At 71.6% G+C, this 18939-nt stretch carries 19 protein-coding genes and 1 pseudogene; 3 read left to right on the top strand and 17 right to left on the bottom strand.

The annotated features are described in order from the left end of the window. Nucleotides 1–23 precede the first annotated feature (23 nt). The 4 genes from ACGGZK_RS04745 to ACGGZK_RS04730 are packed head-to-tail and all read right to left on the bottom strand — an operon-like array spanning nucleotide 24 to nucleotide 2779. Nucleotides 24–1529: an alkyl/aryl-sulfatase gene (locus tag ACGGZK_RS04745; protein ID WP_395245110.1), complete on the bottom strand. Its 1506-nt coding sequence runs from the start codon at nucleotides 1527–1529 to the stop codon at nucleotides 24–26. Beyond that, nucleotides 1442–1918: a hypothetical protein gene (locus ACGGZK_RS04740; RefSeq protein ID WP_395245109.1), complete on the bottom strand. Its 477-nt coding sequence runs from the start codon at nucleotides 1916–1918 to the stop codon at nucleotides 1442–1444. The genes ACGGZK_RS04745 and ACGGZK_RS04740 overlap by 88 nt, the downstream gene beginning before the upstream one ends. Then, nucleotides 1915–2283 (bottom strand): SHOCT domain-containing protein, encoded by a 369-nt coding sequence (locus ACGGZK_RS04735; protein WP_395245108.1) that lies wholly within the window; start codon nucleotides 2281–2283, stop codon nucleotides 1915–1917. Before ACGGZK_RS04735 ends, ACGGZK_RS04740 begins: the two co-directional genes overlap by 4 nt. 31 nt (nucleotides 2284–2314) lie before the next feature. Further along, entirely contained in the window at nucleotides 2315–2779 is a 465-nt protein-coding gene (locus tag ACGGZK_RS04730; protein WP_395245107.1) for a DUF6325 family protein, read from the bottom strand. A 170-nt stretch (nucleotides 2780–2949) separates the two neighbouring features. Between ACGGZK_RS04730 and ACGGZK_RS04725 the strand changes: the two genes are divergently transcribed. After that, a complete protein-coding gene (locus tag ACGGZK_RS04725; protein WP_395245106.1) occupies nucleotides 2950–4389 on the top strand; it encodes a DUF2252 domain-containing protein in 1440 nt (479 codons plus the stop codon). Nucleotides 4390–4430: 41 nt separating this feature from the next. On the opposite strand, the gene ACGGZK_RS04720 is transcribed toward ACGGZK_RS04725, so the two are convergent. The 5 genes and pseudogenes from ACGGZK_RS04720 to ACGGZK_RS04700 form a co-directional block, all read right to left on the bottom strand. Beyond that, nucleotides 4431–5678: an AI-2E family transporter gene (locus tag ACGGZK_RS04720; RefSeq protein WP_395245105.1), complete on the bottom strand. Its 1248-nt coding sequence runs from the start codon at nucleotides 5676–5678 to the stop codon at nucleotides 4431–4433. A 53-nt stretch (nucleotides 5679–5731) separates the two neighbouring features. Beyond that, nucleotides 5732–6871 carry an AI-2E family transporter gene (locus ACGGZK_RS04715; RefSeq protein WP_395245104.1) on the bottom strand — a complete coding sequence of 380 codons (1140 nt, stop codon included), beginning with the start codon at nucleotides 6869–6871 and terminating at the stop codon, nucleotides 5732–5734. A gap of 1 nt (nucleotide 6872) precedes the next feature. Next, nucleotides 6873–7459, bottom strand: a pseudogene (locus ACGGZK_RS04710) (GAP family protein). Nucleotides 7460–7617: 158 nt separating this feature from the next. Beyond that, nucleotides 7618–8904, bottom strand: a complete 1287-nt coding sequence (locus ACGGZK_RS04705; protein WP_395245103.1) for an ion channel protein — start codon at nucleotides 8902–8904, stop codon at nucleotides 7618–7620. A gap of 80 nt (nucleotides 8905–8984) precedes the next feature. Continuing rightward, nucleotides 8985–9806 carry a mechanosensitive ion channel family protein gene (locus ACGGZK_RS04700; protein ID WP_395245102.1) on the bottom strand — a complete coding sequence of 274 codons (822 nt, stop codon included), beginning with the start codon at nucleotides 9804–9806 and terminating at the stop codon, nucleotides 8985–8987. Between the two features lie 279 nt (nucleotides 9807–10085). Between ACGGZK_RS04700 and ACGGZK_RS04695 the strand changes: the two genes are divergently transcribed. Continuing rightward, nucleotides 10086–10484, top strand: coding sequence for an SHOCT domain-containing protein (locus tag ACGGZK_RS04695; RefSeq protein ID WP_395245101.1), 399 nt, complete (start codon nucleotides 10086–10088; stop codon nucleotides 10482–10484). A gap of 84 nt (nucleotides 10485–10568) precedes the next feature. On the opposite strand, the gene ACGGZK_RS04690 is transcribed toward ACGGZK_RS04695, so the two are convergent. The 4 genes from ACGGZK_RS04690 to ACGGZK_RS04675 all read right to left on the bottom strand — a co-directional run bounded on the left by ACGGZK_RS04690 (nucleotide 10569) and on the right by ACGGZK_RS04675 (nucleotide 13833). Continuing rightward, nucleotides 10569–11750, bottom strand: a complete 1182-nt coding sequence (locus ACGGZK_RS04690; RefSeq protein ID WP_395245100.1) for a hypothetical protein — start codon at nucleotides 11748–11750, stop codon at nucleotides 10569–10571. A gap of 79 nt (nucleotides 11751–11829) precedes the next feature. Further along, a complete protein-coding gene (locus tag ACGGZK_RS04685; RefSeq protein WP_395245099.1) occupies nucleotides 11830–12318 on the bottom strand; it encodes a DUF2017 family protein in 489 nt (162 codons plus the stop codon). Next, nucleotides 12315–12605, bottom strand: coding sequence for an ATP-dependent Clp protease adapter ClpS (gene clpS / locus ACGGZK_RS04680; RefSeq protein WP_395245098.1), 291 nt, complete (start codon nucleotides 12603–12605; stop codon nucleotides 12315–12317). The genes ACGGZK_RS04685 and clpS overlap by 4 nt, the downstream gene beginning before the upstream one ends. Nucleotides 12606–12690: 85 nt before the next feature. Further along, entirely contained in the window at nucleotides 12691–13833 is a 1143-nt protein-coding gene (locus ACGGZK_RS04675) for a class I SAM-dependent methyltransferase (RefSeq protein ID WP_395245097.1), read from the bottom strand. Nucleotides 13834–13895: 62 nt separating this feature from the next. Here ACGGZK_RS04675 and ACGGZK_RS04670 point away from each other — a divergent pair, with 62 nt between their 5' ends. Continuing rightward, nucleotides 13896–14657, top strand: coding sequence for a hypothetical protein (locus ACGGZK_RS04670; protein WP_395245096.1), 762 nt, complete (start codon nucleotides 13896–13898; stop codon nucleotides 14655–14657). A gap of 34 nt (nucleotides 14658–14691) precedes the next feature. Here the strand turns inward: ACGGZK_RS04670 and ACGGZK_RS04665 are convergent, their stop codons facing one another. The 4 genes from ACGGZK_RS04665 to dnaK form a co-directional block, all read right to left on the bottom strand. Further along, a complete protein-coding gene (locus ACGGZK_RS04665; RefSeq protein WP_395245095.1) occupies nucleotides 14692–15105 on the bottom strand; it encodes a heat shock protein transcriptional repressor HspR in 414 nt (137 codons plus the stop codon). A 4-nt stretch (nucleotides 15106–15109) separates the two neighbouring features. After that, nucleotides 15110–16105, bottom strand: coding sequence for a DnaJ C-terminal domain-containing protein (locus ACGGZK_RS04660; RefSeq protein WP_395245094.1), 996 nt, complete (start codon nucleotides 16103–16105; stop codon nucleotides 15110–15112). A gap of 115 nt (nucleotides 16106–16220) precedes the next feature. Then, nucleotides 16221–16811, bottom strand: coding sequence for a nucleotide exchange factor GrpE (locus ACGGZK_RS04655; RefSeq protein WP_395245093.1), 591 nt, complete (start codon nucleotides 16809–16811; stop codon nucleotides 16221–16223). 2 nt (nucleotides 16812–16813) lie between these two features. After that, nucleotides 16814–18688 carry a molecular chaperone DnaK gene (gene dnaK, locus ACGGZK_RS04650; protein WP_395245092.1) on the bottom strand — a complete coding sequence of 625 codons (1875 nt, stop codon included), beginning with the start codon at nucleotides 18686–18688 and terminating at the stop codon, nucleotides 16814–16816. Between the last annotated feature and the right edge of the window lie 251 nt (nucleotides 18689–18939).

The raw sequence follows: 18939 nt of genomic DNA, 5'->3' as shown, positions 1-18939 counted from the left end.
CCGTCGTCCTCGTCGACGCTCGGTCAGGGCTCGATGATGTTGAACAACGGCGGGAAGGTGCTCAGCAGGCCGAACAGCACGCCCGCCGAGTCATCCCCCTCGACGTGGAAGGTTCCGGCCTCGCGGGCCTCCTCCACGCTCTGCGCCCCCATCACGACGGCGGCGAAGTCGGCCTTCGATGCCGTGAGGGTCGCGTCGACCTCCGGATGGTCGCCGAGGCCGAGCTCGGTGTAGATGAGCACGCCGTTGCGCAGCTCCAGCAGGAAGGCGCGGTCGCCGCCCAGCTCCCAGCGGATGCGCCGGTGCTCGGATGCCGCGGCCGGGCCGTCGAGCCGGATGCCGACGTAGTCGAGGAGCATCTCGGGCGTCATCGCGGCCACCGTGTCGGGCGAAGCCACGCCGAGCGCGATCTGCGGGACGCCGTTGCGCAACTCGTACGCGCCGTGGAGGAAGGCGTTCCGCCAGGTCGGGTTCTCCTGCTGGAACCCGAGCTGCTCGAGCGCCGCGGCGTTGAGCTCCCTGGCCTCGGCGTTGCGGGGATCGGCGTACACGACCTTGCTCGCGACCTCGGCGACCCAGCGGTACTCGCCCGCCTCGAAGTCGCGACGGGCGCGCTCGAGCACGGCGTCCGCGCCGCCCATGTACTCGACCTCCTTGCGGGCCCCCTCGACCGGCGGCAGCGACCACAGGTGCGACGGGTTCGCGTCGTACCAGCCGAGGTAGCGCTGGTACACGGCCTTCGCGTTGTGGTTCACCGACCCGTAGTACCCGCGGTTCGCCCACTTCAGGGCGATGCCGTCGGGCAGTTCGAGCTGCTCGCCGATCTCGACCATGGTGAACCCCTGGTTCGCCAGGTGCAGCACCTGGTCGTGGAGGTACTTGTAGAGGTCGCGCTGGTGCTCGATCAGGTCGACGATCCGCCCGTTGCCCCACACCGGCCAGTGGTGCTGGGCGATGATCACCTCGACGTCGTCGCCGTAGCGGCCGATCAGCCCGTGCAGCACCTTCCACCACGTCTTCGCATCGCGCACCTGCGCACCGCGGAGCGTGTAGAGGTTGTGCAGGGTGTGGGTGACGTCCTCGGCCGAGTCCAGCAGCTTCCACTTCGGGAACCAGATGAGCATCTCGCTCGGCGCCTCCGTGCCCGGCGCCATGAAGAACTCCATCTCGACGCCGTCGACGGTGTGGCGCTCGCCGGTCTCGCGGATCTCGAGCGTCGGCGGGATCAGCGTCGACTGGCCGATCGAGGTCGACTTGCCGAGGCCGGCATCGATCGCGCCCGTCGGCCCGGCCGGCAGCAGCGGGCCGTACTGGAAGATCGCGCGGCGGGCCATCGCGTTGCCCGCGTACACGTTCTCGCTCACGGCCTCCTCGAGGAAGCCCTCCGGCGCGATCACCTGCACACGCCCGGACGCGACGTCCTCCTCGGTGGTGATGCCCTTCACGCCGCCGTAGTGGTCGATGTGGCTGTGCGTGTAGATGACCGCGACCAGCGGGCGCTCCCCCGCTCGCGGCGGTAGAGCTCCCACGCGTGCGACGCCATCTCGGGCGTGATCAGCGGGTCGATCGCGATGACGCCCGTCTCGCCCTCCACGAACGTGATGTTCGACAGGTCGAACCCGCGCACCTGGTACACGCCGGGCACGACCTCGAACAGCCCGTTCACGAGGTTGAGCTGCGCCTGGCGCCAGAGGCTCGGGTTCACCGTGTCGGGCACGTCGTCGGACTTCAGGAAGTCGAACTTGGCGAGGCTCCACACGGGAGCCCCGTTGGGCAGGACATCTGGGAACTCGTCGAGCGTGGCGATGAAGCCGCGCTTCGCGTCCTCGAAGTCCTGCGTGTCGTCGAAGGGCAACGCGGAGCCGACCGCCGCGTTCGCTTCCTTCGTCCGGGCGGTCGGCTCCGATGCAGCCGTCACGACAGCAGTTTCGCCTTCGCCGCAGCGAACTCCTCAGGCGTGATGATGCCCTGCTGCTGCAGGCCCGCGAGCTTCTGCAGTTCGGCGACCACGTCGACGCCACCGGCCGGCGCCGCCGCAGCGGGCGGCGGTGCTGCCGCTGCGGCCTGGGCCTGCTGCTGGGCGACGGCCTGCTGGGCCGCGGCCTGCATCGCGGCCTGCTGCTGCTGGGCCTCGTACTGCTCCTGCTCCCACTGGTCCTGGGCCTTCTGCTGCTGGTGACGCTGCATGCCGCCCGACACGGCGGTGGCCGTGCCCGCGACGACCGCGGTGCGTGCGGCGAGCCCCACGAGTCCGGGTCGTCCGACCCTCCTGAAACCTGGCATGTTCTTCCCCCTTCTTCCCCGGTACTGGTTGTTATCCGCGCAGCTCGGCCGCGTCGTCGCCGGCCTCGGCCTCGGCCTCCGCCTCGGCGAGCACCGCGTTCACGATCGGCGCCGGGATGCGCTCCGACTGGAGCACGATGCCGCCCGACTCCGCGAATCGCGAGGCGAGGTTCTTCGCCCACAGCAGCTCGATCGCGAGCAGCGCCGCCGACGTGCCCGGCGGGATCGCGTCCGCGAGGTCGGTGAGGTCGTCCTCGCCCACGAGGCCGCTCGCCTCGAGGGTGATGTCGATGATGTCCACCTCGTCGCCGAGGTCCTCGATCTCGGTCGCCTCGATGTTGCCCTCGGCATCGCGTGAGACGAACACCGCATCGATCAGGCGGATGTCACCCGCCTCCACCAGATCCGCGATCGCCCCGAGCGTTCCTGCATCGGGCTTCTCGCCGGGAAATCCCACGACCACGATCTCGACCGGGCCGTATTCGAACTCTGCCAATCTGTCCCCCTTCGACACGATGAGACTAGACCGCGCGGGTCCCCGGCGGAAGGGTTCGCGACACACCGGCCCGCGCCCCGTCGTGGCGCTACCTCGGAGGTCGTCCCGAGACGTATCATTCAGGCGCATCGTGACTCGTGCGCGAACGACGCCGGGGGGCAGGAGCGGTCATGGACACCAGGTCGGAACCCACCGTCGGAACCTCGGTCCGGCCCGAGCCGGCGGGCACCCCGCCGCGAGCCGAGCGCCGCGCCGCAGGCGTCGCGGCCCGGGCGAAGCATCCGATCGCCGCCCACGCGCAGCTGGCGCCGGCCGACCGCGACCCCGTCGCGATCATCGAGGAGCAGGGCACCACCCGCGTCGCGCAGCTGCTCGCGCTCCGGCACGGGCGCATGGCGGCCTCGCCGTTCGCGTTCTACCGGGGCGCGGCGGCCATCATGGCCACCGACCTGCGCGAGGTCCCCGACTCCGGCATCGTCACCCAGCTCTGCGGCGACGCCCACCTGTCGAACGTGGGCATGTTCGCGTCGCCCGAGCGGGCGCTGCTGATGGACCTCAACGACTTCGACGAGACCGCACCGGGCCCGTTCGAGTGGGACGTCAAGCGCATGGCGGCGAGCTTCGAGATCGCCGGCCGTGCGCGCGGCTTCACGCCGGAACAGCGCGCCCGCATCGTGAGCCAGCTCGTGCTCTCGTACGCCATCGCGATGGACGAGGCCTCCCGCACGCCCGTGCTCGAGCTGGCAACCGCACGCCTCGACGTGGACGCGCTGCTCGCCCGCGTCACCGGCGAACTGCGGCCCGAGGCGGCCGATCGGGTCGCGAAGGCGATCGCGAAGACCCGCCGCCGCAACAGCGCCGACGCGGTCGACCGCCTGGCCGAGCGGGTCGGCGCCGACTACCGCTTCCGCACCGACCCCCCCATCCTCGTGCCGCTGCGCGAGCTCGCCGCCCACCAGGGGATCGACGAGCCGCGCGCCGAGGCCCGCGTGGAGGCGCTGTTCGACTCCTACCGCGACTCGCTCACGCCCGCCAACCAGCACATCCTGAACCGGTTCCGCATCGTCGACGTCGCGATGAAGGTCGTCGGCGTCGGCAGCGTCGGCACCCGCGCCTGGGTGGTGCTGCTCATCGGCAACGGCAAGCGCGACGTGCTCGTGCTCCAGGCGAAGGAGGCGCAGCGGTCGGTGCTCGAGGACCCGAACCGGCCGAGCGCCTTCCGACACCAGGGTGAGCGGGTCGTGCACGGCCAGCGGCGCATGCAGGCGTTCGGCGACGTGCTGCTCGGCTGGACCAGCGGCGAGGGCGTCGACGGGCAGCAGCGCGACTTCTACGTGCGGCAGTTCCGCGACTGGAAGGGGTCGGCGGAACCCGAGAAGCAGGAGCGGCAGACGATGCGCATGTACGCCGAGTACTGCGGCATCGTGCTCGCCCGGGCGCACGCGCGCGGCGGCGACGCGGCGGTCATCAGCGGGTACCTCGGCGACGGCCGCGAGTTCGCGGGCTCGCTCCTCGAGTTCTCGACGCAGTACGCCGATCGCACCGAGCGCGACCACGCGGCGCTGCTCGAGGCGATCTCGAGCGGGCGGGTGGACGCGGTCGCGCCCTGACCGGCCGCCCGGCCGGACCCGGCGGTGGGGCGGACGTCGCGTCAGGCGTCGCCGGCCGCGGCCGGCACCGCCGCGTCGGCGTCGGGCGGGGCATCCGCCGGCTCCGGATGCTTCCGGCTGCGCCGCTCGGCCTTCTTCGCGACGTCCTCGGCGTCCATGGCCGCCTTCGTCGTCTCGAGGTCGCCGATCGCCGGCCGGATCCACGCGGCACGCGGATCGGAGTCGACGAGGAGCATCCGCACCAGCAACGTGAGCGGGATCGCGAGGATCGCGCCCGACGGGCCGAGCACGACCGCCCAGAACAGCACCGAGAAGAACGTCAGCGTCTGGCTGAGCGAGACGGCGTTGCCGACGACGCGCGGCTGGATGACCGACTGGATGATGCCGTTGATGATGCCGTAGACCACGATCACGGCGACCACCAACGGCCATCCCCCGACCAGCGCGCCGAACACGAGCGGCGGGATCAGCGCGATGAAGTAGCCGATGTTCGGGATGAAGCTGCACAGGAACGAGAGCATGCCCCAGAGGGCCGCACCCGGGATGCCGAGCAGTGCGAGGGCGATCCAGTTCACGATGCCCTGCGCGGCGCCGAGCACCGTCGTCACGACCATGTAGCGGCGCACGCCGAAGCCGTACGCCCCGAGCGCCTCGGCGAGCGCCGGCTTGCGGGTGTGCAGCTGGGCGAGGAGCGTCGACGAGTACGACGAGTCGACGGCCATCAGGATGAGCATCGTCAGCAGCACCACGGCCGCCCCGATGAAGCCGGCAGCGCTGCCGAGCACGCCGCCGAGGGCGTCGAGCACGGCGCCCGGGTCGAACGACCCGAGGATCGCGTTCACCTGGTCCTGCCCGACGCCGAGGCTCTCGAGCCAGGCCGCGAGGTCCTGGCCCCACGCCTCGAACTGCGGCAGGTAGTCGGGCAGCAGGGTCAGGAACTGCGCGAACGCGATGAAGAGGGCGCCGAAGAAGCCGCCGAGCAGCAGGATCACCGCGACGAGCACGCCGACCGTGGCGACGCCGCGCGGCACGCCGCGACGTTCGAGCCCCCGACGCAGCGGGTACACGCAGATCGTGAGCACCAGCGCGAAGAACGACGCGGTGAAGATGTCGGCGATCGAGTGCAGGCCGATCGCCGCGACCGTGGCACCGCCGAGCCCGAGCATGATGAAGGCCGCGCGGTGGCTGCCCTTCACCGACGCGTTGACCGCGGCGACCTGCTCGGCGACCTCGGCCCCGCTCGATGGCGCGTCAGCCCCTCCGGCCGCCTGCTTCCGTCCGAACCACATCGCGACCTCCCCCTGCCGACGCTTGAACCGTACCGCCGCAACGCCTCGGTGGGCTACGTCTGCTTCGGCGGGAGTTCGGGCGTGTCGGCCGACGCCTCCGGCGCTTCCGACCTCGCCGATGCCGCCGTTACCGCGACGGCGGGCGCCGGCGGTGGTGCGGCGTTCCCGGTGAGGCGGCGCAGCGCGGTCGCGCGCGCATCGGGCTCGATCAGCAGCGCCCGCACGAGCAGCGTCAGTGGGATCGACAGGATCGCGCCGACCGGCCCGATCACGAACGCCCAGAACACGACCGAGAAGAACGACAGCGTGAGGCTGAGGTCGACGGCGTCGCTCACGAACTTCGGCTGCACCAGCACCTGCAGCACGACGTTGATCGCGCAGTAGGCGAGCAGCACCGTGAGGGCGAGCGGCCAGCCGCCGACGACCAGGGCGAGCACGGCCGGTGGGATGACGCCGAGCACGAAGCCGATGTTCGGCACGAAGTTCGTGACGAACGCGAGGATCGCCCACACCAGCGGGATCGGGATGCCCAGCGCCCACAGCAGCAGGCCGTCGAGCACGGCGACGATCGCGCCGAAGGTCGCGTTCACCACGTAGTAGCGGCGCACCCCCTGGAAGTACCGCCGCCCGATGCCGTCGGGCTCGCCCGCGCCGAAGACCACGCCGAGCCGGGCGAAGCGAGCCGCGTCGCCGGCCATGAAGATGACGTACCCGAAGATGAAGAAGAACGCGACGGCGATGCCGAGCACCGCGTCGGCGACCGACGCGGCGAAGCCGAGCAGCACGTCCGGGGAGAGCACCGACGACGCGGCATCCGACGCGGTGTCCGACAGGCCCCACGACGCGAGCTGCTCCTGCACCGCCTTCGCCGTCGCCTGGAACTCGTCGGCGTAGTCGGGCAGCATCCGCACGAACTGGGCCGACGCCACGAACAGCAGCAGCGCGAGCAGCGCGAGGATGAGCCATCCGACCGCCACCACCGCCGTGCTCGCGAGCCACGAGGGCCAGCCGCGCCGCAGCAGCGGCGCGTAGACGGGGGCGGCGATGATCGTGATCACGGCGCCCACGGCCGCCGGGCCGAGGATGTCGCGGGCGAACCAGATGCCCGTGAACACGATGACCGCGGCCGCCGTCGTGAGGAGGATGCGCGTGCCGTGCGCGAGCGGGCGCTGGGCGGGGGCGTCGGCGGTCATGTCAGAAGTCCCCGATCCCCTTGCCGACCAGCACGACGCCGATGACGAGCAGCAGCACCGCCATGACGGTCGCGTTGTTGTGCACGAGCCAGCCGCGCAGCGACTCGAGCGGCCCGGCCATCCGCTTCGACGCGACGAGGTACGCGATCACCGGTCCCGCGACCGACACCGCGGCGATGACGGTGAACACGACGATGGCGACGGTCGCCTCGCCCCCCGTGAGCCCCGAGCCGCCGATGACGACGCCCGCGCCGACGGCCATGATCAGGTTCTTCGGGTTCACGGCGGAGAGCAGGAATCCGAGCCCGGCGCCCTTCGCGGCGGTCATCGAGTCGATGGCGGCCATCCACTTCGGCATGGGAGGCTCCTCCCCGGCTTCGGGCGCGTGCGCCACTGCTTGAGCGCGAGGAACAGCAGCAGCAGGCCGAGTAGGACCTTGATCGCGCCGGCCCACGGCTTCGGCCCGTCGTCGCCGTCGGGGAGCACCGAGGCCAGCAGGGTGAACACCGTGACGGCGACGAGGATGCCGACCACCCAGCCCACCAGGAATCCGACGCTCGTGCCCTTCGCCTTCGGCGACAGCAGCATCAGGATGGCGGCGATGATCGGGATCGGGCTGATCGCGATGCCGATGGCGAGCGGGAGGATGTCCCCGATGACGGCGCCCAAGCGGTTTCCCCTTCGTCTCCGGGACGGGTCCGTCGACGCTGCTCGTCGACCCGCCCCGCGTCCCCTCGCGCTCGACCCTAGCGGGCGGTGCTCGGCTTGGGCAGGACCGGGTCGGGCGTGCTGACCACGAGCTTGGGCGCCCGGGTGACGAGGAGCCACACCGGCAGGATGAGGACGCACAGCAGTGGCAGCACGACCACGTCGCCGACGAGGGCGACCGCCAGGAAGATGGCGATCCACCCGTCGCGGGTGGCGGCGAGGGTCATGCCGAGGGTGGCGGATGCCACGGCCAGCGAGATGGGCATGTCGGGGATCAACGCCGCCGCGAGGAGCCCCAGGGCCGCACCGATGAACACCGTCGGGAAGATCCGGCCGCCGCGGAACCCGGCCGACGCGGCGATGAGCAGGGCGACGACCTTCACCGCCGCGAACAGCGCGAGCTCACCGGCCGTGTAGCCGCCCGGGTCGTCGAGGAGCTCCCCGGTCTGCTCGAGCCCCTTGAAGAGGGTGATGGGGCCGCCGATGATGCCCAGCAGGCCGAGCACCGCGCCGCCCAGGGTGGTGAAGACGATCGGGTACTTCAGCGCGTGGAACGCACGGTGCACGAACGGGAGGAGCCACGCCGCGAGGATCCCGACGAGCGCGGCCCCCACGGCGACCACGGCGCCGGTGAGCACGTCGATCGGCTCGATCGACTCCATCGACGGCAATTCGAACGCGATCGACGACCCGCCCAGCAGGTGCATCGTGAGCGCCGCCGTGCCGGCCGCGGTGAGGGGGAGGAACATCTTGTCCCACAGGGATCCGGGCGCCTTCACGGCCGCGACCATGCCGGTGAGCACGAGGGCGGCGGCGACCGGCGTGCCGAACAGCGCGCCGATCGTCGCCGCGGAGGCCAGCAGCACGACCACCGGCTGCGGGATCTTCCCGCCGAGCCGGGCGAGGGCGGCGACGGCGATCGCGGAGTTCACCGCGATGATCGGGTTCTCGGGGCCGAGGCTGACGCCGCCGGCGAGCGACAGCAGCACCGCGAGGAGCAGGCCGGGCACCACGTAGAGCTTCGGCGGATTCGTGGCGAGCTCGGTCGTGGCCGAGTCCTCGCCCGCGTGGCCGGGCACGAACTGCACGACCAGGCCGACCGCGGCGCCGGTGACGGTCAGCACGATGAAGATCCACCACGGCGTCGACTGGTCGGCGCCGAAGGTCGCGGGCAGCGTCTGCCAGACCCAGTCCTCGAGCAGCCCCGACACGGTGTCGAGCAGCCAGAGCACGAGCGCCGAGACGATGCCGATGGCGACGGCCGGGATGGCCATGAACGCCAAGGTGCGGACGCTCGGGCCCGGCGTCTCCTCGTTCTCGGGCATCGGCTCCCCTTCCCCCGGGTTCCTGCGCTCATCCTGCCGTACGTGCGGCGCTCGCGGAACGACGACGCGGGCGCCGCGCGTCAGATCGCGTCGGGCGAGGTCAGCGGCGCCGAGGGCCGATCGCTCGTGACGACCGCGTCGAGCCCATCCGCGGCGAGCGCGTCGGCGAGGGCGTCGACGGCGGCCGATCGCACGCCCAACCCGGCGTTCGGCAGGTGCCAGACGCGCACTCGGTAGATCGCCCGACCCGGCGCCCGGGTGGCCGTGCTCACGATCGGTGCCGGCTCGGCGAGCACGCCCTCCACCGCCGCGGCCGCCTCGAGCAGCCGCGTGCGGACGCGGGCCGGGACATCCGCGCCGCCGCCCAGGGCCACGCGCACCTCCAGCTCGCTGCGGAGGGCGCCGTGGGTCGACTCGTTCACGATCGGACTGCCGAGCACGTCGGCGTTCGGCAGGTGCACCTCCATGCCGTCGAAGGTGCGCACGACGACCGCGCGGCCGTTGAGCTCGATCACCTCGCCCTCGATGCCCTGGCTGCGCACCAGGTCGCCGACGTCGATCGGCCGCCGGGACTGCAGGACGACGCCGGCGGCGAAGTTGTCGGCGACCCCGCGCAGCACGAGGGCGAGCACCACGCCGATGATGATCGCCACCGCGATGAGCGGCTCCACCGAGGCGCCGAGGAAGCTGAGCCCGACCACGATGCCGAGCAGCACGATCGTGTACTCGACGATCCGCATCACGGTGAGCTTGACCGGCTCGCCGACCGACGGCACCCGATCCAGGAGCGTGCGGGCGCCCTTGCGGGCGAGGCGTCCGAGCAGCCACCCGGCGAGCACGCTGAGCGCGGCGAGCAGCAGGGTCCACCCGTTGATCTGCAGCGATGCGATCCACTCCGGCATCCGACGCTCCTCCCGCCCGCAGGTCGAACGTAGCGCCGCGTGGCCGCCACGGCGCGAAATCCCGCGAGTTTCCTGCGGTCCGGCGCGTCGTTGACGCTAGGGTGACCGCAGGAGTATCGAAACGGGGGGATCGATGTTCAGGAGGCGCTTCGACCGCACAGGCGGCCGTCATGTCTCCGTTCGGCGCCCGGATCGTCGCAGGGCCCTCACCTTGCGCGCCTCCTCCGCCCGCCGACCGGAACCGACGGCGACCCGCACAATCGAAGAGAAAGGCCCGCAATGAACTTCTGGCAGAGCTTCTGGGAGATCGTCTGGTGGACGATCTGGATCTTCGCCTTCATCGCCTACCTGTGGGCGGTCATCGCGATCATCACCGACCTGTTCCGCGACCACAAGCTGAACGGGTGGCTCAAGGCCGTCTGGATCATCTTCCTGTTGTTCTTCCCGTTCATCACCGCCCTGGTGTACCTCATCGCACGCGGCAACAGCATGGCCGAGCGAGCGCAGAAGGAGGCCGTCCAGGTGCAGCAGGCGACCGACGCGTACATCCGGCAGACGGCCGGCACGTCGGCCAGCCCGTCGGATGAGATCGCGAAGGCGAAGGCGCTCCTCGACTCCGGCAGCATCACGCCGCAGGAGTACGAGGCGCTGAAGGCGAAGGCGCTCTCGCACAGCTGAGACCCGGCGCACGCGACGGAGGGGCGGATGCTTCGGCATCCGCCCCTCCGTCGCGTTCCGGCCGGTCGGCCGGGCGCCTCAGGCTCAGGCCGGGGCCTCCGCCGCGTGGCGGGGAGCGGTGGGCGCGTCCTCCGTCGCGTCGGGCAGGTCGCCCGCGGCCTCGCCGGTGGCCCGCATCGCGCCCGAGTTGCGGAGGAACAGGATGATCCAGCTGAAGATCAACACGCCCGCGACGAGCTCGACCGCGGTGAGGTTGTAGTACCCGATGGCGAAGAACACGCCGAGCACGACGACGACGCCCACGTACACGAACCCGAGGAACACGAACGTGCGCGGCATGCTCGGCACGAACCGGGGCAGCCCGATCACGATGACCGCGTAGACGACGGCCATGCCCGTCGCGACCGTGTTGTGGATCGCGAAGAACTGGTCGACCGGGAAGATCCCGACGCAGGCGAGGAAGATGCCGATCAGCACGAGCATGATCCGCACGGCGTTGCGGTGACGCAGCTCCAGCGGCGTCGACGTCGGCAGCCCCGCCGTGCAGTACCGCGCGACGATCGTGACGATGGCGCCCGCGATGATGAGCGTCAGGTTGAACGCGAGCGCCGAGACGTCGTTGCCGATGCCGAGCGCCGACAGGTTCTTCTGCCACCACAGCGGGTCGCTCGCGCTGAGCATGCTCGCGAGCGCGCCGACGACGAGGAACACGGCCAGCACGAGCGAGAGCAGCATGGGCGTCAGCCGGGCCGCCGAGAGGAAGACCACGTAAGCGCTCACCGCGAGGCCGACGCCCGCGAGGATGATCGCGGGCAGCGTGAACACGACGGCGCCGATGAAGCTGCGCTCGAGCAGCGCGCTCAGGCCGATCCAGGTGAGGAGCACGATCACGCCGTGGGCGACCGCGAGCGCGCCGAGGTCGAACCAGTGCAGCTTCGCGCCGTCGACCGCGAGCCCCTGGCCGAGCTCGCGTTGCAGCGCGGCGCTCGGCGAGCGCAGCACGACGCGTCCGAGCACGAACGCGATCACCGAGACGACGCCGCCGGTGATGGCGATGAACTCGCCGATGGAGCCGGGGCCGGAGATCGGCACGTCGCGTTCCCAGAATACGATCGTGCCGATGAGGGCGCCGACCACGAACGCCAGTGCGCCGAGGATCAGGGCGACCGACTCCAGCGACTCGGCGTTCTCGGCCGGTCGCTGCAGGATCCTCGAGAGCGGGGTGGCCCGCTCGAGTCTGGCGCCGGCGGTGTGGATACGGCTCATGCGGTGCTCCCCTCGCGGCCCCCTGCCGCCTTGGGCACCATCGTGCCACGCGGAACCACGCGGGGGAACGAGCGAAACCTCAGGGCATCGGGTCGAGCACCTCGAGCATCGACCCCTGCACGAATCCGGCCCATTCGTAGGCGGCCCGCAGGTAGTCGTCGCGCTGCTCGTCCTCCTCGGGCGTGCCCTCCTCGCCGAGGCCGACCCGCTCGGCGAGGATCAGCCGGAGGTCGGTGAGGAAGGTGAGCCAGCCCCACGCCTGCGACTGGTCGAGCTCGATCTCGACGAGCCCGCGGTCGCCGGAGACGGCGGTCGCGTCGCGCACGGCCTGCGCGGCCTGCCGCTTGCCGTCGACGAGGCTGTCGCGCGTGTAGCGGGTGAACTCGTGGGCCGCGGTCGCGTCCTCGGGGTAGGCGTTCGGGAAGAGCCGGCCGAGCGCCGGGTCGTCCTCGCCACCGAGCAGCAGCACCGAGTCGACCTGGTCGGCGAGCTCCGAGAGCAGCATCGCCTCCTCGCTCTCGAGGACGAGCCGCACCCCCTCGCCGCTGTCGCGGCCGGCGACGATCACGTCTCGCCCTTCACGACCGTCGCCTGCAGGCCGTAGCCGTGCATCGCCTGCACGTGCCGTTCCATCGCCTCCCGGTTGCCGCTGGCCACCACGGCCCGCCCCTCGGTGTGGACGAGCAGCATGAGCCGCTCGGCCTCGGCGCGGGGGTAGCCGAAGTAGCTCTGGAACACGTAGGTGACGTACGTCATCAGGTTGACCGGGTCGTCCCACACGATCGCCCGCCACGACCGCTCGACGGCACCGTCGGCCAGGAGGTCGACGTCGTGCAGTTCGAGCGTGTCGGTCACGCTTCCAGCCTGACATGACTGCCGGGAGGATGCATCCCCCGGCGTGCGCATCCCCCGCGGCTCAGCCGCGCGAGTCGGCCGCGGCTCAGCCGCGGGTCGACGCCGTGATCGTGAACTTCGGATCGCGCGCGACCTGCCGGGTGCGGCCGACGTGGCGCTCGAGCACCGGCCGGTACCGCAGGTGCGAGTTCCAGACAGCGACGAGCCGCCCGCCGGGGGCGAGCGCCCGGCCGGCGTCGGCGAAGAGCCGCTCGGCGAGCGCCGTCGTGATGGTGCCGCCCGCATGGAACGGCGGGTTCAGCACGACGAGGTCGGCCTCGCCGTCGCCGACGGCCTCCAGCCCGTCGGCCCGGTCGACGACGATGCGGTCGCCCACGCCGTTCGCCGCCGCGGTGAGGCGTGCGCTGGCGACCGCGACGGCCGACTGGTCGAACGCCTCCACGCGGGCGCCGGGGAGCAGGCGCGCGAGGGCGACGGCCACGAGGCCGGTGCCGCAGGCGAGGTCGATCGCGCGGGCGGGCGCCGGGGAGCCCTCGAGCGCGTGCGGGAGCTGCTCGATGAGGAATCGCGTGCCGATGTCGACGGATGCCCCGGCGAACGCGCCGGCGTGCGCGACCACGTCGAGGTCGAGGGCGTCGTCGTGGGCGCGGCGCGGCCACGGGGCATCCGTGTCGTCGCGACCGCCCGGCGGGCGGATCGGCTCGCGCGCGACGAGCACGCGCGACTTCTGCCGCGCGTGCGAGACGTCGAGCCGGCCGAACCGCCGCAGCAGGACGTCGTTCATCGCCGTGGTCATGTGCTTGAGCCGCCCCCCGGCGAACACGACCGCCTCAGGATCGGCGTGCTCGGCGATGAGCGCCGCGACCTCGTCGAGCTGGTCGAGCGAGCGCGGCAGCCGGAGGAGCACCACGCGGGCACCCGACACCAGCTCGGGCCCGAGCGGCAGCGTGCGCACGGCTGCGCCGAGGCCGAGCCGCTCCGCGTTCGCCGTGATCGCCCGCTCGCCGAGCAGGGCGTCCTGGTGGGCGCGGATGCCGACGAGCGCGTGATCGGATGCCGCGCCGAGCGCGAGGGCGCCGTGGGTGTCGCCGATCACGACGACCGTGCCGGGCTCGGCGGCAGCGAGCGCGCCGGCCGCCTCGTCGAGGAGCAGCCGGTCGGCCGCGTCGTAGGCGGCGAGTCCCGTGCCGTCGACGTCGGGCTCCCGCCGCAGGGCGGTGAATTCCATCGGGGACAAGGCTATTCGCCTCCATGGAGACATCCAGCCCCGTTTGCTACCCTCGGTCGCGCATGCGGGATCAGGACCACATCCAGCCGGGGGGCACGCGCGTCGCACCGAATCCGGGTGCGGCGCCCGCCGAGGGACCCCGCCGCAGGCGCCGCCGCGCCACCGCCGCGCGCCCGCTGCGTCCCGTGCGCCGGTTCGCCGGCGTGCTCGCCGGCGTCGCCGTGTTCGGCCTCGCCGCGACGCTCGCGATCGCCCCCGACGGCCCGCCGACCGATGCCGCGCTGATCGCCGCGGCGAGCTCGACCGGGCACGGCGGCGACCGCGTCCAGCAGGTGAGCGTCGGCGGAGAGGCCGCGACGCCGGCCGTCTCGACCGACTCGTACACCGCGTCGACCGGCCCCGAGACGCTCATCGCGGGCGGCACCAACCACGACTGGGCGAAGCTCGTGCTCGTCGACGGCGCATTCCCCGTGACCGAGGCGAACGTCACCGTGATCCTGCGCTGGATGCGCCAGGAGAACGGCGTCGACAACTGGTGGAACCGCAACAACCCGCTGAACAACGGCAACGGGTCGGGCGGCGGATCGGGCCTCGGCAGCTACGACACGCTCGCGACCGGCGCCTACTACGCGGCCGACAGCCTGCGCCGCTACTCGTTCTACGACGCCATCGAGGCGGCGCTCGAGGCCGGCGACAGCGCCGATGCCACGGCCGCGGCGATCTGGGCGTCGCCGTGGGCGGGCAGCCACTACGGCAACGGCACCCACTGGTCGACGCGGCCCGTCGAGGCCATCGAGGCCCCGGCCTCGGCCTGGGGTCGCTGAGCCACCAGGATCCGCGCGGGTGGTACCCCCGGCGTCAGCGGTCGAGCGGCCGCCACACGACGACGGCGTTCTCGCGGCGCAGCCGCGTGCCCGCCTTGATGGTGACGACCTCGCCGTGCGAACCCGCGGCGAACACGCGCCGTCCGGGCCGGTTGAGCATCTCGTCGGCCAGCGCCGCCTCGAGCTCGCGCACCCGCCGCCGGAGCGTCGACACCTCGTCCTCGAGGCCGAGCACGCGGCGGATGCCCTCCAGGCTCACGCCCTCGCCCGACAGCTGGGCGATCTCGCGCAGCTGCGTGACATCGCGCATCGAGTAGCGACGCGACTTGCCCGCGGTGCGGCTCGGCGAGACCAGCCCGAGCCGGTCGTACTGGCGCAGCGTCTGCGGATGCATGCCCGCGAGCTCGGCCGCGACCGAGATCACGAACAGCGGGCTGGTCTCGTCCACGAGGTCAGCCCCGGGCCCTGGCGAGCAGGTCGGTGCGCGGGTCCTCGTCGGGCAGGAGCGCGGCGAACTCGCGCAGCTTCTCCTCGGCGTCCTTCGACAGGTGCGACGGCACGGCGATCTGGACGACGGCGAGCAGGTCGCCGGTGCCCTTCTTGGTCTCGACGCCCCGGCCCTTCACCCGCAGCACGCGGCCGCTGGGCGTGCCGGGGGCGACGCGCAGCTTCACGGGGTCGCCGCCGAGCGTCGGCACCTGGATGGTCGCGCCGAGCGCGGCCTCCTCGAACGTGACCGGCACGGTCACGCGGAGGTTCAGGCCGTCGCGCTCGAAGACGGGGTGCTTGCGCACGTGCACGGTGAGGATGAGGTCGCCGGCCTGGCCGCCGTCGGGCGACGGATGCCCCTTCCCGCGCAGGCGGATCTTCTGGCCGTCCGCCACGCCGGCGGGCACGTTGACCGTGATGGGCTTGCCTTCGGCGGTCTGGAGCGTGACCTGGTCGCCGCGCGTCGCGGTGATGAAGTCGAGCGTGGTGGTGGCCGTGACGTCGCGCCCGGGGGTGGGCCCGCCGAAGCCGCGGTAGCCGCCGGTCGACTGGCCGAAGCGGCCGCCCCCGAACAGCCCGCCGAGCAGGTCGTCGTAGTCGCCGCCGCCCTGCTGGAAGGTGTAGCGCTGGCCGCCGCCCGCGCCGCCCTGGCCGAACATGCCGCCGAAGACGTCCTCGAAGCCGCCCGCGCCGCCACCGCCGGGTGCGGTGAACCGGGCGCCGGAGCCCATGGCGCGCACGGCGTCGTACTCCTTGCGCTCCTCGGCGTCGGAGAGCACCGAGTGCGCCTCGCTGATCTCCTTGAACTTCGCCTCGGCCGCGGCATCCCCCGGGTTCTGGTCGGGGTGGTACTTGCGTGCGAGCTTGCGGTACGCCTTCTTGATGTCGGCGTCGCTCGCGTCCTTGGAGACGCCGAGCACCTGGTAGAAGTCCTTGTCGAACCAGTCCTGACTGGCCATCGGCACCTCCATTCGTTCTGGTTGCGGTGGTCGAGCAGCGAGCGAAGCGAGCGTATCGAGACCTCGCGTGGTCTCGATACGCGACTCCGTCGCTACTCGACCACCGGAGTGGTTCCTAGGCCGGCACCTTCACGACGACCTTGGCCACGCGGATCAGCGTCGAGCCGAGCGTGTAGCCCGTCTCCACCACGTCCGCGACGGTCTCGGTCTCCACGTCGGGCGACGGCTGCTGGAAGATCGCCTCGTGCACCTGCGGGTCGAACACGTCGCCCGCCGCGCCGAACGGGGCGAGCCCGAGCTTCTCGACGGCGCCGCGCAGCTTCGCGGCGATCGTCGCGAACGGGCTGTCGCCCTCGAGGTCGCCGTGCTTCTCGGCCCGGTCGAGGTCGTCGAGCACGGGCAGCAGCACGGACACGGCCGCGCCGACCGCGCGCTCGCGCTCGACCTCGCGGTTCTGCTCGGTGCGGCGCCGGTAGTTCGCGTACTCGGCGGTGACCCGCTTGAGGTCGGCGAGGTGCTCGTCGGACGGGTCCTGCACCTCGGCCTCGGCCGCGTTCAGGATGTCCTCGACCGTGAGCACGTCGTCGCCCTCGTCAGCGGGCACGTCGGGCAGCTCGGTGGGCTCGGTGGGCTCGGATGCCTCGCTCGAGACCTCCGCCCCCTCGTCGCCGTTCGGCACGTCCTGGTCGTGGTTCTTGCCCGCCATGGCTACTTCTTCTCGTCCTCGTCGTCGACGACCTCGGCGTCGACCACGTCCTCGTCGGACTCGCTGCTCCCGGCCTCGCCGGTCGGGTTGGCGTCCTCGCCGGCGGCGGAGGCCGCGGCATCCGCCTGGCCCTGCGCGTAGATCGCCTCGCCGAGCTTGCCCTGCGACTGGTTGAGCTTCTCGAACGCGGTCTTCACCGCGTCGTCGTCGTCACCCGCGAGCGCGGACTTCAGCGCGTCGACGTCGCCCTGGACCTCCGACTTGACGTCGGCGGGGAGCTTGTCGTCGTTGTCCTTGATCAGCTTCTCGATCGAGTAGACGAGCTGCTCGGCCTGGTTGCGGGTCTCGGCCGACTCGCGGCGCTTCTTGTCCTCGGCGGCGTGCTCCTCGGCCTCGCGCACCATGCGCTCGATGTCGTCCTTCGGGAGGCTCGAGCCGCCCGTGATCGTCATCGACTGCTCCTTGCCGGTGCCCTTGTCCTTCGCGGACACGTGCACGATGCCGTTCGCGTCGATGTCGAAGGTGACCTCGATCTGCGGGATGCCGCGCGGCGCCGGGGCGATGCCGGTGAGCTCGAACGTGCCCAGCGGCTTGTTGTCGCGGGTGAAGTCGCGCTCGCCCTGGAAGACCTGGATCGCGACCGACGGCTGGTTGTCGTCGGCGGTCGTGAAGGTCTCGCTGCGCTTGGTCGGGATCGCGGTGTTGCGCTCGATCAGCTTCGTCATGATGCCGCCCTTGGTCTCGATGCCGAGGCTCAGGGGGGTGACGTCGATGAGGAGCACGTCCTTGCGCTCGCCCTTGAGGACGCCGGCCTGGAGGGCCGCACCGACGGCGACGACCTCGTCGGGGTTGACGCCCTTGTTGGGCTCCTGGCCCGTCTCCTGCTTCACGAGGTCGGAGACCGCGGGCATGCGGGTCGAGCCGCCGACGAGCACGACGTGCGCCACGTCGGACAGCTTGATGCCGGCCTCGCGGATGACGTCCTCGAACGGCTTCTTGGTGCGGTCGAGCAGGTCGCGCGTCATGTCCTCGAACTGGGCGCGGGTGAGCTTCTCGTCGAGGTTCGCCGGGCCGTTCTCGGTGAGCGAGAGGTACGGGAGCTGGATGTTGGTGCTCATCGAGGAGCTGAGCTCCTTCTTGGCCTGCTCCGCGGCCTCCTTGAGGCGCTGGAGGGCGATCTTGTCGTTCGAGACGTCGACGCCGGTCGACTCCTTGAAGCGCTTGATCAGCCAGTCGACGACGCGCTGGTCCCAGTCGTCGCCGCCGAGGCGGTTGTCGCCGGCGGTCGCACGGACCTGGATGGTCGAGAAGTCGTCGTCCTTGCCCACCTCGAGGAGGGAGACGTCGAAGGTGCCGCCGCCGAGGTCGAAGACGAGGATGAGCTCGTCCTCCTTGCCCTTGTCGAGGCCGTAGGCGAGCGCGGCCGCGGTCGGCTCGTTGATGATGCGGAGCACGTTGAGGCCCGCGATCTCGCCGGCCTCCTTCGTGGCCTGGCGCTCGGCGTCGTTGAAGTACGCCGGGACGGTGATGACGGCGTCGGTGACGGTGTCGCCGAGGTACTGCTCGGCGTCGCGCTTGAGCTTCTGCAGGATGCGCGCCGAGATCTCCTGCGGGGTGTACTTCTTGCCGTCGATCTCGGCGGTCTTCCAGTCGGTGCCGACGTGGCGCTTGACCGACGCGATGGTGCGGTCGACGTTGGTGACGGCCTGGCGCTTCGCGGTCTCGCCGACGAGCACCTCGCCGTCCTTGGTGAATGCCACCACCGACGGGGTGGTGCGGAAGCCCTCCGCGTTCGCGATGACGACGGGCTCGCCGCCCTCGAGGACCGAGACCACCGAGTTGGTGGTGCCGAGGTCGATTCCAACTGCACGTGACATGTGTGTTTCTCCTTCTGCCCGATGCGGGCCGCACGGATGCCCCGTGGCGGTCGTTCTCGGACTGGTGGCCCGGCCGTGCTGGCCCGCAGCCGAAAGTCAGGTGACGACAAGGGTTGAGCCTTGCCGACTCAAGTGTCTATCGGGCCGGGTGACGTGTCAAGTCGCTCGTGCCCGAACTTGAGCTCACCTGACTCAACTTTGCAGCGGCGGCGCCTATTCCCACCGGTGCCGCTTCCACCCGGCATCCCCGA

The organism is Agromyces sp. MMS24-K17 (assembly GCF_043950245.1).
In the GTDB taxonomy this organism is placed as follows: Bacteria; Actinomycetota; Actinomycetes; order Actinomycetales; family Microbacteriaceae; genus Agromyces.
Note: the sequence above shows the minus strand (reverse complement) of the source record. Positions and strands in the feature narration are given on the sequence as shown.

Bases quoted from the DNA above. Each gene is read 5' to 3' on its own strand.
- ACGGZK_RS04735 (WP_395245108.1), bottom strand. From the start codon at position 2,283: ATGCCAGGTTTCAGGAGGGTCGGACGACCCGGACTCGTGGGGCTCGCC.
- ACGGZK_RS04725 (WP_395245106.1), top strand. From the start codon at position 2,950: ATGGACACCAGGTCGGAACCCACCGTCGGAACCTCGGTCCGGCCCGAG.
- ACGGZK_RS04720 (WP_395245105.1), bottom strand. From the start codon at position 5,678: ATGTGGTTCGGACGGAAGCAGGCGGCCGGAGGGGCTGACGCGCCATCG.
- ACGGZK_RS04715 (WP_395245104.1), bottom strand. From the start codon at position 6,871: ATGACCGCCGACGCCCCCGCCCAGCGCCCGCTCGCGCACGGCACGCGC.
- ACGGZK_RS04705 (WP_395245103.1), bottom strand. From the start codon at position 8,904: ATGCCCGAGAACGAGGAGACGCCGGGCCCGAGCGTCCGCACCTTGGCG.
- ACGGZK_RS04700 (WP_395245102.1), bottom strand. From the start codon at position 9,806: ATGCCGGAGTGGATCGCATCGCTGCAGATCAACGGGTGGACCCTGCTG.
- ACGGZK_RS04695 (WP_395245101.1), top strand. From the start codon at position 10,086: ATGAACTTCTGGCAGAGCTTCTGGGAGATCGTCTGGTGGACGATCTGG.
- ACGGZK_RS04690 (WP_395245100.1), bottom strand. From the start codon at position 11,750: ATGAGCCGTATCCACACCGCCGGCGCCAGACTCGAGCGGGCCACCCCG.
- ACGGZK_RS04675 (WP_395245097.1), bottom strand. From the start codon at position 13,833: ATGGAATTCACCGCCCTGCGGCGGGAGCCCGACGTCGACGGCACGGGA.
- ACGGZK_RS04670 (WP_395245096.1), top strand. From the start codon at position 13,896: ATGCGGGATCAGGACCACATCCAGCCGGGGGGCACGCGCGTCGCACCG.
- ACGGZK_RS04660 (WP_395245094.1), bottom strand. From the start codon at position 16,105: ATGGCCAGTCAGGACTGGTTCGACAAGGACTTCTACCAGGTGCTCGGC.
- ACGGZK_RS04655 (WP_395245093.1), bottom strand. From the start codon at position 16,811: ATGGCGGGCAAGAACCACGACCAGGACGTGCCGAACGGCGACGAGGGG.
- dnaK (WP_395245092.1), bottom strand. From the start codon at position 18,688: ATGTCACGTGCAGTTGGAATCGACCTCGGCACCACCAACTCGGTGGTC.